The 12,775-nt window shown below is 69.5% G+C and carries 15 protein-coding genes; 9 read left to right on the forward strand and 6 right to left on the reverse strand.

From position 1 onward, the window contains the following. Positions 1-308 (reverse strand): hypothetical protein (locus tag VFZ20_RS01355; protein WP_329682014.1); only part of this gene is annotated, 308 nt, incomplete at its 3' end. Then, the gene (locus VFZ20_RS01360) at positions 305-988 is read right to left on the reverse strand and encodes a hypothetical protein (protein ID WP_329682015.1); all 684 of its coding nucleotides are present in this window, start codon (positions 986-988) and stop codon (positions 305-307) included. The genes VFZ20_RS01355 and VFZ20_RS01360, both read right to left, overlap by 4 nt. A gap of 481 nt (positions 989-1,469) precedes the next feature. Here VFZ20_RS01360 and VFZ20_RS01365 point away from each other — a divergent pair, with 481 nt between their 5' ends. Continuing rightward, entirely contained in the window at positions 1,470-2,465 is a 996-nt protein-coding gene (locus tag VFZ20_RS01365) for a hypothetical protein (protein ID WP_329682016.1), read from the forward strand. A gap of 108 nt (positions 2,466-2,573) precedes the next feature. Here VFZ20_RS01365 and VFZ20_RS01370 read toward each other — a convergent pair whose 3' ends face one another. The 4 genes from VFZ20_RS01370 to VFZ20_RS01385 all read right to left on the reverse strand — a co-directional run bounded on the left by VFZ20_RS01370 (position 2,574) and on the right by VFZ20_RS01385 (position 5,723). Further along, entirely contained in the window at positions 2,574-3,284 is a 711-nt protein-coding gene (locus VFZ20_RS01370; RefSeq protein WP_329682017.1) for an SRPBCC domain-containing protein, read from the reverse strand. Further along, on the reverse strand, positions 3,284-3,862 hold the full coding sequence (locus VFZ20_RS01375; RefSeq protein ID WP_329682018.1) for a helix-turn-helix domain-containing protein: 579 nt from the start codon (positions 3,860-3,862) through the stop codon (positions 3,284-3,286). Before VFZ20_RS01375 ends, VFZ20_RS01370 begins: the two co-directional genes overlap by 1 nt. Positions 3,863-4,427: 565 nt before the next feature. Then, positions 4,428-4,745 carry a hypothetical protein gene (locus VFZ20_RS01380; protein WP_329682019.1) on the reverse strand — a complete coding sequence of 106 codons (318 nt, stop codon included), beginning with the start codon at positions 4,743-4,745 and terminating at the stop codon, positions 4,428-4,430. Between the two features lie 423 nt (positions 4,746-5,168). Beyond that, positions 5,169-5,723, reverse strand: a complete 555-nt coding sequence (locus VFZ20_RS01385; RefSeq protein WP_329682020.1) for a DUF1697 domain-containing protein — start codon at positions 5,721-5,723, stop codon at positions 5,169-5,171. 149 nt (positions 5,724-5,872) lie between these two features. On the opposite strand from VFZ20_RS01385, the gene VFZ20_RS01390 reads away from it, so the two are divergent. The 8 genes from VFZ20_RS01390 to VFZ20_RS01425 all read left to right on the forward strand — a co-directional run bounded on the left by VFZ20_RS01390 (position 5,873) and on the right by VFZ20_RS01425 (position 12,534). Then, positions 5,873-7,156, forward strand: coding sequence for a pyridoxal phosphate-dependent aminotransferase (locus VFZ20_RS01390; protein WP_329682021.1), 1,284 nt, complete (start codon positions 5,873-5,875; stop codon positions 7,154-7,156). After that, the gene (locus tag VFZ20_RS01395) at positions 7,153-7,854 is read left to right on the forward strand and encodes an alpha/beta hydrolase family protein (protein WP_329682022.1); all 702 of its coding nucleotides are present in this window, start codon (positions 7,153-7,155) and stop codon (positions 7,852-7,854) included. Before VFZ20_RS01390 ends, VFZ20_RS01395 begins: the two co-directional genes overlap by 4 nt. A 583-nt stretch (positions 7,855-8,437) precedes the next feature. Then, positions 8,438-8,809 carry a hypothetical protein gene (locus tag VFZ20_RS01400; RefSeq protein WP_329682023.1) on the forward strand — a complete coding sequence of 124 codons (372 nt, stop codon included), beginning with the start codon at positions 8,438-8,440 and terminating at the stop codon, positions 8,807-8,809. A gap of 49 nt (positions 8,810-8,858) precedes the next feature. Beyond that, positions 8,859-9,521 (forward strand): hypothetical protein, encoded by a 663-nt coding sequence (locus tag VFZ20_RS01405; RefSeq protein ID WP_329682024.1) that lies wholly within the window; start codon positions 8,859-8,861, stop codon positions 9,519-9,521. 697 nt (positions 9,522-10,218) lie between these two features. After that, positions 10,219-11,103, forward strand: a complete 885-nt coding sequence (locus VFZ20_RS01410) for a hypothetical protein (RefSeq protein ID WP_329682025.1) — start codon at positions 10,219-10,221, stop codon at positions 11,101-11,103. A 253-nt stretch (positions 11,104-11,356) separates the two neighbouring features. Further along, a complete protein-coding gene (locus VFZ20_RS01415) occupies positions 11,357-11,692 on the forward strand; it encodes a hypothetical protein (RefSeq protein WP_329682026.1) in 336 nt (111 codons plus the stop codon). Positions 11,693-11,776: 84 nt separating this feature from the next. After that, positions 11,777-12,031, forward strand: a complete 255-nt coding sequence (locus VFZ20_RS01420; protein WP_329682027.1) for a hypothetical protein — start codon at positions 11,777-11,779, stop codon at positions 12,029-12,031. A 293-nt stretch (positions 12,032-12,324) separates the two neighbouring features. Further along, the gene (locus VFZ20_RS01425; protein ID WP_329682028.1) at positions 12,325-12,534 is read left to right on the forward strand and encodes a cold-shock protein; all 210 of its coding nucleotides are present in this window, start codon (positions 12,325-12,327) and stop codon (positions 12,532-12,534) included. Positions 12,535-12,775: the final 241 nt, after the last annotated feature.

The following is a 12,775-nucleotide window of genomic DNA, read 5'->3' on the forward strand; positions in this document are numbered from 1 at the left end:
TCGCCCCCGTGAGAGAACGATCCGCAGAGCGGGCCCGTGGCCGCGTCCGTCGCCCGCGGCAGCTCCGCCGCGTCAAAGCGCCATCGGCCCCTCCGCGCGCCGTCGTCCGTTCGGGTCTTCAGCAGCCAGAGCAGCGTGCCGCGGGCGGGAAAGAACGAGGCGAGCTCCCGTGATGCACCGTAATCGCGACCGAAGCGGAGAAACGCATCCATCCGCGCGTCCGGCCCCTCCTGCGCCCGGGCCGATCGCGCCGCCAGGACCAGCGCGAGGACAGCGAGGGCCCAGCCCATCCGCATCCGTCCCGTCATCGCCCGTCCGCCGAATCCGCTGCGTCGGACGGGGGCGCGCCGTGCTCGAAGGCGGCGGCCAGGGCGAGGGCGTCGTCGATGAGCGCGGGGACGTCCGCCGGGCGGGCAAGATGGGACGCGCGCCAGACGAACAGGTCCGCGCCGCAGCCCTCCGTGCACAGCCGCGGATCGCGGTCGTAGCGCGCGCGCACCGCGGGGATGAAGCGGCCGCGGATGGCGGCCTCGTCCAGCCCGCGCAGCAGGTAGCGGTCGGAAAAGCGCTCGTCCGCCTCCAGGTCGATGTCCTGGTAGCCGAACAGCGCGCCCACCTTGTGGTGCGCCAGCTCCGGCCGCAGGGCGAACGCCGGCAGCGCCAGGGCATCCGCGTGCACGTGGACCACGGTCTGCCGCCACGTTCTTCCGCGGGCGGCGCCGTACGCGTAGTCAAAGACGGCCACGCGCCGCCCGTCGCGCGTGCCCGCCGCGTAGTTGCGGATGCGCTGCTGCCACCCCGCCGTGAACAGCTCGAAGCGGCTGGGATCGGGAAGGATGGTCAGCGGCGGATGCGACTCCATGGGCCATTCCAGGCGCCGCGCCACGGCCCGCATCTCCGCGGCGCGCTTTCGGCCCAGCGTGGTGCTCCAGAACCCTGCCCCGCCGATGAGCGCGGCGACGGCGGCGATGACCAGGAGGGGACCCATGCGGCGCTCCGGCGTTCGGGGGTGTCCGCCGGCGCTCGGCGGAGATGCGATGGCGATGAGGGGCGGAAACAGACGGGGATGATGCGGCGCAGCATGTTAAGCGTCGCGTCCGGAGGCGGGCAAGCAGTGCGTGATTGCGTGAGTGCAATCTGCGCATGGCAGATGCGGGCCGGTGCGAACGCCGCCTTTGTGCAGGGGCCCGGCCTCCGGAGCAGTTGAAGCCCCGTTCGCATCGTGCGTCAGCGCGAGACGGGGCTTACCGCTTTCCCAGCGGCGGCGTTAGCCGCTCAGGCCGGGTGCATGCGTCGTGTCGAACAGCCTTCATCCCACGAATCCAGGGGACGGACGGCGGATTCTTGCGCCACCGTCATCTGTTCTCGATGTTGTCGATCCCGTGCGCATCCGCCGCACCATGCACCTGCCGCGGCCCGCGCGCGCATCACGACCCACCATCCCCACCCGACACACCGGAGCCATCCGAATGCTCATCCCCCGCTACTGGTCCCGCGCCGAGTCCCAGGCCACCACCCCCGACGGGCGGCCCGTGCGGTTCCACGTGTGGCGCGGCTCGCGCACCAGCCCGGCCGAGGCGCAGGCGCTGGCCAACGAGGCGGTCGTCCGCATTGCCGACCGCATCCAGCGGGGACAGGGCTTTCCCGAGCGCTACGCGTACGGCGACCGGCCCCTGCGCGAGGAGGTGGTCCGCGAGATTCCCGGCGCCGCGCCGGCCGCCGACACGCCCGACGCCGCCCTCACCCGCAACTCGTACGGCGCGCTGGTGCTGAACGCCGCCCGCGCGTTCTTCATCGACGTCGACGTGCCGGCCGCGGACGCGAGCCCGTCGTCCTCGTCGCGCGCGTCCGCCGCGCCGGGCGACAACCCGCTGAACGCCGTGTTCGACGCGGTGGAGTCGCTGCCGCTGCCGGGCGCGCTCAAGTCCATCTTCGGCAGCTTTCGCTCCATGGCCGCGCCGCCGCCGGCCCCCGCGCCCGCCGCGCCGCCCCCGCCGCCCGCCGACCCGCAGACAGCGGCCATCGACCGGCTGCGGCAGTGGGTGGCGCAGCACCCGGAGTGGCGCGTGCGCGTGTACCGCACGCACAGCGGCCTGCGCTACCTGGTGACGCACGCGCCGTTCTCGCCCACGGACCCCGACGCGCAGGCGGCCATGCAGGCGCTGGGCGCGGACCCGCAGTACGTCACGCTGTGCGCCGTGCAAAAGAGCTTTCGCGCGCGGCTCACGCCCAAGCCGTGGCGCATCGGGATGGACAACCCGCCCGTGACGTTCCCGTACGAGAGCCCCATGGAAGAGGGGCGGATGCGGCAGTGGGAGGTGCAGTACCAGAACGCGTCGCGGGGCCGCGCGACGGCGCAGTTCGTGGAGGAGATGGGCGGCGGATCGGAGCACCCCGGCATCACGCCCATCCGCGCCCTCCACGACGAGCAGACGCGCGCCACGTCCGGCCTGCCGCTGGCGTAAAAGATCAAAAGCTTTTTCACGCAGAGCCGCAGAGGCGCAGAGAACTTCGTCGAGCGATGAAGTTCTCTGCGCCTCTGCGGCTCTGCGTGAGAATTCAGTTTCCCTGAATCACGCGCTGACCTTTCCCTCGGGCACGAGAGCCGTCCAGCGCTCCGTCCACTCCCGCTGCACCTGGGCGAAGGCGTCGTCGTCCAGGTCGTAGGTCGTCAGCGTCACCGACACCTTGGCCGGCTCGTCGCTGTCGAGGGGCCTGGGCGAGAGCAGGCTGATGAGCCCCACGTTCCCCGCCGACGGCGCGAACGCGCGCTGGTGGCGGCTGGACTGCCACGGCTCGCCCGGCGCGGCGGCCTCCAGCGCGGCGAGCACCGCGGACGCCCGCGCCGTGCCCGTGAGGTACAGCGTGCGGCGCGGCCGGCCCAGCGCCCGCTCCGCGTAGTACCGCAGCTGGTGAAAGAACGTCCTCCAGCCCTCCTCGATGGCATCGTAAAGGTCCTCCCACCGCGCGTCGGCCAGGCCGCCGGCCACCACCAGCCGCACCACCGTCCGCGACCCGTCCGGGACGATGTCCAGCGTCTGCAGCTCGCCGAAGTCCAGGCGCTGGGGCGGCTGCTGCGTGGCGTGGTCGATGAAGATGTACTGGATCTCCTCGTCCAGGCTGGGCGTGTCCCACCCGAACCAGCGGCGGATCTCGGCCGGATCGCTCACGGCGCGCCACACGGCGTCCGCCGGCGCGTCGATGCGCACCTCGATCACGTACGGCTTCTGCTCCGCCAGGTTGGGGACGTGCTGGCCCTCGGCGGGCGCGGTCTCGGTGTCCATCAGGGGGTCTCCTGGGGCCTGGGTGCGGGATGCCCACCCGCGATCACGCGAAAGCGGCGTCGGGCGGCGGGGGTGTCGTACTTCTTCGCCAGCTCCGCGATGCGGTCGGCCAGCTCGTTGGCAAAGCGCTCGATGTCGGCCGGGGTCTCGAACGCCACGTCGGCCTCGATGGCGAACGTGACCAGGCGGCGGCCGGCCGCCTGCGCGTTTTCGCGCATCTCGGCCACGTGGGTCACCGTGCGCGCGGCGGCGGCGATGAGCATGTCGGACGCGAAACGGTCCTGCGTGGCCGTCTGCAGGTCACCCACCACGTCGGGCTCCACCAGCACGGCCCGCGCGGTGGCCTTGACCACGCGCTCCGTGAACCCGCGGCGCGGACGCTCCTCCACCAGTTCCACCAGCCCCGCCTTTTCCAGCTCGCGCAGGTGGTAGTTGATGCGCTGCCGCGTCTCGCCCAGCACGGGGGCAAGGGTGGCGGCGCTGCCGGGCTCGCGCAGAGCCTCCAGCACCTGGCGGCGCAGCGGCGTCAATCCGCCCCGCAGCCGTTCCCTGCCCCGGACCACGTCCACGCTCTTCATAGCCCCAAGCTAGAATGGAAAAATGGATTTGTCAAATCATGTTTCGCGGCTCCGCCTCCGCTGCCGCCGTCATCCAGAACAGCGCTTGTCATCCAGCCCGCATCCTTTTCCGGATCGCGATCAGGTGGATGATGTGCACCAGCCCGCATCCGCGCCCGACGCCGCGATCATGCCTCTTCGAAAAAACGCGGATGCCGTCCCCTCGCCGAAAGCAGCCCCTTTACCAAGGGACGCCGTCCTCCTGCTGGTTCCTCCGGTCCGCGACCGGCCGTCGCGGGTGCAATCATCCTGCTCTTCCAACCTCCCCCAGGGGTTTTGGGGAGGTGGGCGAGCTCCGCGGGCCCGGAGGGGGCGCTCGCACGGGACCGACTCCACGCGTGAAAGCCGGCTCCGTGATTCGCACACAGGATCCTTCGCCGCCATGGATCACGCACGGGCAGGGTCCGCGCGACGGCTCCCCGGGATGACGCGTCTCGCAGGTGGACAAAGGAGGATGCAAGCGAGAGGGCCGGCTTCCTCGCGGAAAGCCGGCCCTCGTGCATCCTCCCCCCGATCAGGCAGCGCGTCAGTAGCTGCAGGTGTAGCGGCGGCTGGCGGATGCCGTGCCCACGCCGTCGTTCACCGTCGCCGTGACGGTGACGGTCTGGCCGTTGTACGACCAGCACGGCGTCGCCGAGCTGATGGTGCCGTCGGTGTTGGACGGATTGGCGTTGTTCCACGTCCACGTGTAGTTGCCCGATCCGCCCGACGCCGTTGCCTCGCAGTAGCCGTATTCGCAGTACAGCGACACCGACAGCGCCGACGACGGCGCCGGGCGAACGAAGGCGGACAGCCCGGCAACCATGGCGATGGCGGCAAGGGAACGTGCGGGAACGGCTCTCATCGGCGTCTCTCCTGCGGCAGGGTTCTGGAAACAGGCGATTTTCACGAATCGACGGGAAACGATATCAATCTGCCGCGCCGCGTACAAGGCCCCGCGCAGGAAGGCCCAGGTCTTGATCGCATGGGCAGACACCGCGCGGCGCCGGATGCCTCAACGAGTGTTGCCCCTTTCTTTTCCCATGGAACCAACAAGCGTCATCCTGAGGGAGCGCCGCGCATGACGTGAATGCGCGCAGGACTTTGGCGCGACCGAAGGATCTTGTGTGCGAGACTCGGGGGCGGTTTCCGTGCACGAGAGTCGCCCTCGAGCTTCGCGGGCAAGATCCTTCGGTCGCCGCCATAGATCGTGCACGGATACGGGTTTACGCGGCGGCTCCTCAGGATGACGCTTTCGATACCCGAGATCTGGCAACACCCTCTCAGCTCAGGCGGGGTATTTCTCCGCGAGCTTGCGCACCGTCGTCAGGTTGCGGTTGGTGGACGGCACCTTGCCGATCGCCTTGCTCATCATCGGCCCCGTCACGAGCGACTCGCTCACCTTCTTGCGCGCCAGCCAGTAGAACTCGCGGCCGTGCACGTGGAACTCGTCCACCTCCGTCCGCAACGCCATCAGCCGCTCGGCCGCGTCCGCCGGCAGGGGCTCGTACAGGAAATTGACGTACATCGTGTACGTGTCGCCCTCGTCGCCAAAGGGGCGGTAGCGCGCGATGGAATCCAGCTCCGCCGGCGTGCGGAGAAAGGTCTCCACCTCGAAGCCCAGCGCCTCCTTCAGCACGCCCTCGATCCGCCGCTCCAGCGCCCGTGAATCCTGTGCCGGCGCCGTGAAGATCACGTTGCCGCTGGCGATGAACGTCTCCACGTCGTCGAAGCCCGCCTCTTCGAAGATGGCGCGCAGCCGGTCCATCTTCACCTGCCGCTTGCCGACGTTGATGGCGCGCAGGAACGCGACGTAGCGCTGGGAGGGGGATGCCTTCGCCATGACGGGATGCGGGTGCGGGAAAGGGGGTTCGGGCGGGGCAAGATGATGCGCGTCCGCCGGTGGCGACAGGGCGCGGACCGTTGTTTGCCGGGCGCGGGGGCGCGGGCGTAGGTTCGCCCGCGCTGGACGACCTATCCCGGACCGCAGAGATGGAACGCAGACGAATCGCCGTGGCGCCGCCCACGGTTCCCGGTTTTCGCGCCGTGCCCTTCACCGGCGTGATCTACGTGATGGCCGAAGCCACGAAGCGCGGCTACGCCTACGGCCACCCCGACTGGTGCAACCTGGGCCAGGGCATGCCCGAGACGGGCGCCCTGCCCGGCGCCCCCGACCGCCTGCTGAGCGCCGAGATTGCCCCGGCGGACCAGGAGTACGCGCCCGTGGCCGGCATTCCCGAGCTGCGCGAGGCCGTCGCCAACCTCTACAACCACCTGTACCGCCAGGGCAAGGAATCGCAGTACACGGCCGACAACGTGTGCATCTGCGGCGGCGGCCGGCTGGGCCTCACGCGCACGGTGGCCGCCCTGGGCGAGATCAACCTGGGCCACTTTCTCCCCGACTACACGGCGTACGAGGAGCTGCTGGACATCTTTCGGCGCTTCACGGCCATCCCCATCCTGCTGGAGGGCACCGATGGCTACCGCTTCGACATGGGCCGGCTGGAGCGCGAGGTCACGGGCCGCGGCCTGAGCGCGCTGCTGCTGTCGAATCCATCGAATCCAACGGGACGGACCATCCGCGGCCTGGAGCTGGCGTCGTGGGTCGAGGCGGCGCGGCGGCTGGAGTGCACGCTGCTGCTGGACGAGTTCTACTCGCACTACTGCTGGAGCGCCACGCCGGACGAGGAGGGCCTGGTGAGCGCCGCCCGCTACGTGGACGACGTGGACGCGGACCCCGTCGTCATCATGGACGGGCTGACGAAGAACTGGCGCTACCCCGGCTGGCGGACGACGTGGGTGGTGGGCCCGCGCTCCATCATCGACGCGGTGACGAGCAGCGGATCGTTCCTGGACGGCGGCGGAAGCCGGCCCCTACAGCGCGCCGCCATCCCGCTCATGGAGCCCGCGCTGGTCCGCGCGGAGACGGCGGCCATCCGCGACGCGTTCCTGCGCAAGCGGCGCATCGTGGTGGACGGGCTGCGGGGGACGGGGATGCGGCTGGACGTGGAGCCCGAGGGCACGTTCTACGTCTGGGCGGACCTGGCCGGCCTCCCCGCCCCGCTGAACGACGGCATGGGCTTTTTCCAGGCGGCGCTGGAGGAAAAGGTGATCTGCGTACCGGGCGAGTTCTTCGACATCAACCCCGGCAAGCGCCGCAGCGGCCGCGCCTCGCGGTTCCGCACCTACGCGCGCTTCTCGTTCGGCCCGGAGGAGGCGGCCGTGGCGGAGGGCGTGCGCCGCATTGCCGAGATGATCCAGCGCGCCCGCGGATGACGGACTTCGATTCGCGCTCCCTGGCCGGCGTGCCGCTGCTGCTGGCGCGCCGGCCGGACGCGCACGGCCCGTTGCCGGCCGTGCTCTGGTTCCACGGCTTTGGCGTGGACAAGGAGACGCACCGCAAGGAGCTGGCGCAGCTGGCGGATGCGGGGTTCCTGGCCGTGGGGGTGGATGCCGCCGGCCACGGTGCCCGCCGCCTCCCCGACCTCGTCGAGCGCCAGGCCGCGCCCCGTGACGAGGCGTTGCGGACGATGATCGCCCTCGTGGCGCAGACGGCGGCCGAGGTGCCGGCGATCGTCCGCGCGCTGGCGGATGAGGAGCTGGCGGATGTGGATCGCGTGGGGATCGCGGGCATCTCCATGGGTGGATACGTCGTGTACCAGGCGACCGCCGTCTGCCCCGGCCTGCGCGCGGCGGTGGCGCTGCTCGGTTCGCCGGAGTGGCCGGAGGGCGGCGGCCCGGACGGGGCGCTGGACGCGCTGGGCCGCGTCGCGCTGCTCTCCGTGACGGGCGAATGCGACGAGAACGTGCCGCCGCGCGCCGCCCGCACCCTGCACGCGCGCCTGGCGGAGGCGCATCCGCGGGCGACGCAGCGGTACGTGGAGATCCCCGGCGCCGTGCACCTGATGGCGGAGGCGCACTGGCACCAGGCGATGGACGAGACGCTGCGCTGGCTGCGTCTCCACCTCGGCTGATCCGGGCAACCGAAGCGACGCGGAACGGGCGTCGAGCCTTCTCCTCCACACCACCGCACGAGTCGGCGCATCGCGCCACGGCACCAGCGTCATCCTGAGGAGCCGCCGCGCGATCCTGATCCGGACGAGACCCATGGCGGCGACGAAGGATCTTGTGTCCGAACCACGGGGCCGGCTCCGGTGCATGGGAGCGGCCTCCGCGCGGGGCGCCCCCTCCGGGCTCGCGGAGCTCGCCAACCTCCCCCAAAACTGCTGGGGGAGGTTGGAAGCGCTTGGTGTCTGCCATGCGACGGCCGGTCGCGGACCGGAGGAATCAGCAGGAGGACGGCGTCCCTTGGTAGAGAGGCTGCTTTCGGCGAGGGGACGGCATCCGCGTTTTTTGGGGAGGCATGAGGAGAGCGCTTGACGCTGGTGCGTCAGCGCGACTAGAGTGGAACGAAAAGCCATCTGACGTTTCCCGCCTGAACAATCCGTTTGCAGGGAACTGACCATGCGACTCCAAGCACGGCTCCTGCCGCTGGCTCTCGCCGGGTACCTCACGCTGACCGGGTGCGAACGCCTGCCACCAACCGAGACGGCGCCAATGCCCTTGTCCATCAGCCTCGACATGCCGGACGAAAGCTTTCGCCTCGACGCGGCGGAGCGCGCGAACATCCAGGAGATGTACGACCCCGATGCGCTGGAACGTCTCCTCCAACTCGTCCACCCGGACCACCGGATGGCGATTCTCGCACACTTCCAGATAGAACCCTGGAACGGCCAGCGCCATGGGAACCTCGTCGAGCTCTTCGATCCGCGGCTCGATCCCCTCCTCGATCCGGTCTATGCCCCCCTGTGGAAGAACGCGACGGACGCGGAGGTCGAAGCCAACATCTACGGCATGAGGGGCCGCGCCACAGTGATCAGGCAGCGCCAGCAGATGCGGGATCACCGTCGTCGCGGCGATCCGGACTAGCACGTCGCCAAGAACTCCCCATCCCCGCTTACGCCTACATCAACCTTCGATGGAAACGATGCTCAGAGGGCTCCTCTTTGCGATTCTTTTGACTCTTTCCATTGTTCCGCGCGGAGCCCGTGCCCAGAACACCTACGGGCCCGGTGTGGTAAGCTCCGGCTACGAGGACATGGTCGTGGGGGAGTCCCGGGACGTGCCCTGCGAGTACTCCTTTGGTTCGTCGTTCTACTCGCCTTTCGGCGTTGAGTACGAAGGACAGTGGTTCAAGTCTGAATGGCGAAGCAAGCGCAGCGATTTTCCGTTGCCGTCCTGGAACTGGTATTACGCTTATCCCACTCAAACCCTGGTTTCTGGCAATGGGAAGTACCGGTGGGAAGATGCTGAGATCCAGGTGCATTGCTGGGTGTACCGATCGCTGTACGGGATCACCATACACCGGGATCATGTAGCCTCCCTTGGCCGACTGGTGGAGCTGTGCGAGGATGACTGGGAACGAATCGATATCGAAGCCTACGATGCCGGTGTCGCCATCCCGACTTCCGCTACCCTCCCGACGTGCAGCGGTGACGGTGGCGGCGGAGGTGGGGGCGGAGGCACCGTGTTAAGATGCTATACCGTGAGCATCGAGCACTACTGGTACTACCCGGACACGGGAGAGACCGAGTACCGCTACACGGAGGAGCAAACATACTGCGAGCAATCCTCCGCATGAGCCGAACACGAGGGAGACACGCACTCAACCAGAACCGAAGTCCACCATGAACCTTTCCCGCAGTACGCTTGCACTCGCGTTCGCGCTCGGGTTTGGCGCCACAGTTCCGCACCTCTCCGCCCAGACGGATGCGTTCAGTCCCTCCACGGGACCGGATCGCAGGATTCCCATCACGCTCGTGCTCACGGTCGATGGAGCGGCGCCGACAGTGCTCCGCCGCGCTGCCGCAGGGTCGCCAAACGTGATCCTGCTGGATTCTGCCACGGTGAACGCCCAGCAACTCTCCGACGCGGTATTCCACCTCCTGATCCTCGAGGCACAAGACCCGCAGGGACGGGGCCGGAGCAACAATGCGGCGCAGCGCGTACGGGCCGACCAGCCGCACCCTGTCTACTCGTGGGCGGACGAAGCGCTTGTACGCCTGGCCAGCGCCCCCCTCCATACGCTGGCAGGGTCTGCCGGGCAGCGGTACAGGACCATCCAAATATGGGCAACGCCCTTGCGCGGTCTGCGTCGCAGGAACAGCCCCGCTACATCATCACCCGATCGCGATCAGTAACGGCGACGGACGACGGCGACTGGCCGGTGCGCGTCGCTCTTGCCTGGACACACGGGGTACCGGCACAATTGCGGACGGGCACCACGCCTGGCGGTCCCTGGGGCCCGGATCATCCTCATCCATCTCCCGCACGTCATCATGCGTCCATCCATCGTCATCGCCGTCGTGGCCGCGCTGGCCCTCGCAGCTCCCATCGCCGCACAGCCGGAACCGGACGGGATCGCCGCGGGAATCATGGCCGAGGCACTGAAGCGGGCACACGACAACGTGCCGGCCCGCGTGTCGAACTACGTGCTGACGCTCACCTCCGGGCCCGTGCGCACGGAGCTGTACGTGCACCGCGACGGCGACGGCTGGGAGGTGGAGGAGCAGGACGACGCGCCGCTCGCCGACCTGTTCAAGAGCATGATCGTATGGCCGCGCCTGGCCGCGGAGCACCGAGCGGGCGCGACGGACACATCGGAGATCGCGCGCGACGCCCGCTACGTGACGTCGGACACGGTGGGCGACCGCGTGGCGCACGTGCTGCGGGCGCGCGTGCCGGGGCTCGCGGTGGAGACGATGGACATCCCCGACTCGGCGTACGTGGCCGTGGACGCGCGCACGCGGCAGCTGCTGCGCGTGGTGGCCGCCGCCGACGTGGAGCCCAGCGCAGGCGGCGCCATGATCAACGGGGGCCGCGTGACCCTGCAGATGACGTTCAGCGACCACGCGGCCGTGAACGGCGTGACCGTGCCGCGCCGGCTGCACGTGCTGCTGCGGATGCAGGCCAACCTGACGGACGAGCAGCGCGCGGCCATGCGCGACGGGCTCACGGCCCAGCTCGCCGCCCCCGCCGACCCGTCGCAGACAGCCGTGCAGACGCGCATGCTGATGGAGATGTTCCTGCGGATGCTGGACGGCGAGACGATGGAGATTTCCGCGGACGTGGAGGACGTGCGGGTGAACACCGGCCCGCCCGCGTGGCTCATCGCGCAGGATCCGTACGCCGCCGGGAAGTCCGCGAGCGACGCCAGCCCCTGAGCGAGGCCGGTCCATGCGCCGAAGACGCGCGTCGGCGCGCCGGAACCGCCCTCGCGCGGAGGGGTATGCAGGGATTCGCCCGGGGAGCATGGCATCCCCGCATGCGAAAACGCCCGCGGCTCTCACGTCAGCGCAGACGTAAGGGCCGCGGGCGTTTTGCGTCCATCCACCCCGTTCCTCCCCGGCGCATTCCGCGCCGCCGGAGCACCTTCGCGGGCCGTTCGCCCGCGCCATGCACGCACCCAGGTTTTCCATGACCCCGCAACAATCCCGGAAACAGCAGATCACCCGCGTGGCGGGGGAGCTGAGCGCCGCCATCAAGCGGCAGGCGCGCGGGCGCTGGCGGCAGGTGCGCACGGCCGAGCGCAACGAGTCCGGCCGTCACGTGTGGCGCTTCATGGCCGGCCCCGGCACGGACGCGCGGTTCCTGCACATCGAGCACCGGGCCATGGTCCAGGGCAAGGACGCCTCCGCGCGCCTGCTGGAGCAGCTGTCCGGCGGCCGCTGGATGGACCTGTTGCAGCAGGGGCCCGGGAATTCCGTGCTCCTTACGCGCGACGGCGAGCTCACGGCCTATCCGCAGGCCTGACGCACGTGCCCGCGGGGCGGACGGCCGCCGCCGGCCGCCCCGGTTCGCCCTTTCCCGTTCATGCTCTACAGCTACGTGCCTTTCGTGAAGACGATCCCGACGGAGTGGCTCACCCAGCGGGTGGAGAACGCGCCCACGTCGTACGGCGGCGGCCCCGGCCCCGCCAACGCCCTGCGCGTGCGGATGGCGTGGCAAAAGCTCAAGCAGCAGGCCGGCGACGGCGACGAGCTGTGGGCCTTTGCCAACCCCGCCGTCAGCCGCGGCCGCTCCGCCGGCCCCGTGGGGTATGCCCTGGTGCGCGACGGCAAGGTGGTGCAGAGCGTCGTCACGGAGGAGTGACGCGCCGGAACCGGCCATCCGCCGATCGCGTCCTGGCGCCATGCGGTTGACAGGAGCGTGCGGATGCGCTAGCTTGGGTACTTCAGCAAGCGGACGGCCGCACGCGGCCCGAATACCAGAGGACGAACGGACCTGGGATGCTACACTGTCCCGGGTCCTTTTTGTTTTTCCGGGCTTCGCTGAGACGCCCGATGCGGGGGGCGAAATCGAAATCCCGCGAAGCACGACGGTCGGTGAGTACGGAGATACCGCGCACCTCGACGGTCAGCACACATCCAGACAGGAGTACCGGTATGCGTACCATGGGAACCGTCAAGTGGTTCAACGACAGCAAGGGTTTCGGCTTCATCACGCCCGTGAACGGGGCCAAGGACTGCTTCGTGCACCACTCGGCCATCCAGGGCAGCGGCTTCAAGTCGCTCGCCGAGGGTGAGCAGGTGGAGTTCGACGTCGTCGAGGGCCAGAAGGGCCCCGCCGCCGAGAACGTGACGCGCGTCGGCTAAGGCCGCACGCCGCAAGGCACGCGAAGGGAGCCGTCCCCCGCGGGGACGGCTCTTTTTGTTTGCCGATTTTCAACGAAAGATGATCCGGGTACGGATAGAAAGGACGGAAGGACAATGAGTCGGATGAGACTGATGCAGGCGGATGGCGCGAGCGTGCTGGAGTGCCTGTACTGCGGATCGCGCGCCGAGAACACGGCGCGCGTGGTGTACTGCGTCTGCCGCTACGCGCGCAGGGACGGGC

The organism is Longimicrobium sp. (assembly GCF_036280135.1).
GTDB lineage: Bacteria > Gemmatimonadota > Gemmatimonadetes > Longimicrobiales > Longimicrobiaceae > Longimicrobium.

Excerpts from the sequence above, each read along its gene's own strand:
- VFZ20_RS01360 (WP_329682015.1), bottom strand. The coding sequence starts at position 988 with ATGGGTCCCCTCCTGGTCATCGCCGCCGTCGCCGCGCTCATCGGCGGG.
- VFZ20_RS01365 (WP_329682016.1), top strand. The coding sequence starts at position 1,470 with ATGCTCATCCCCCGCTACTGGTCCCGCGCCGAGTCCCAGGCCACCACC.
- VFZ20_RS01370 (WP_329682017.1), bottom strand. The coding sequence starts at position 3,284 with ATGGACACCGAGACCGCGCCCGCCGAGGGCCAGCACGTCCCCAACCTG.
- VFZ20_RS01375 (WP_329682018.1), bottom strand. The coding sequence starts at position 3,862 with ATGAAGAGCGTGGACGTGGTCCGGGGCAGGGAACGGCTGCGGGGCGGA.
- VFZ20_RS01380 (WP_329682019.1), bottom strand. The coding sequence starts at position 4,745 with ATGAGAGCCGTTCCCGCACGTTCCCTTGCCGCCATCGCCATGGTTGCC.
- VFZ20_RS01385 (WP_329682020.1), bottom strand. The coding sequence starts at position 5,723 with ATGGCGAAGGCATCCCCCTCCCAGCGCTACGTCGCGTTCCTGCGCGCC.
- VFZ20_RS01390 (WP_329682021.1), top strand. The coding sequence starts at position 5,873 with ATGGAACGCAGACGAATCGCCGTGGCGCCGCCCACGGTTCCCGGTTTT.
- VFZ20_RS01395 (WP_329682022.1), top strand. The coding sequence starts at position 7,153 with ATGACGGACTTCGATTCGCGCTCCCTGGCCGGCGTGCCGCTGCTGCTG.
- VFZ20_RS01400 (WP_329682023.1), top strand. The coding sequence starts at position 8,438 with ATGCCCTTGTCCATCAGCCTCGACATGCCGGACGAAAGCTTTCGCCTC.
- VFZ20_RS01405 (WP_329682024.1), top strand. The coding sequence starts at position 8,859 with ATGGAAACGATGCTCAGAGGGCTCCTCTTTGCGATTCTTTTGACTCTT.
- VFZ20_RS01410 (WP_329682025.1), top strand. The coding sequence starts at position 10,219 with ATGCGTCCATCCATCGTCATCGCCGTCGTGGCCGCGCTGGCCCTCGCA.
- VFZ20_RS01415 (WP_329682026.1), top strand. The coding sequence starts at position 11,357 with ATGACCCCGCAACAATCCCGGAAACAGCAGATCACCCGCGTGGCGGGG.
- VFZ20_RS01425 (WP_329682028.1), top strand. The coding sequence starts at position 12,325 with ATGCGTACCATGGGAACCGTCAAGTGGTTCAACGACAGCAAGGGTTTC.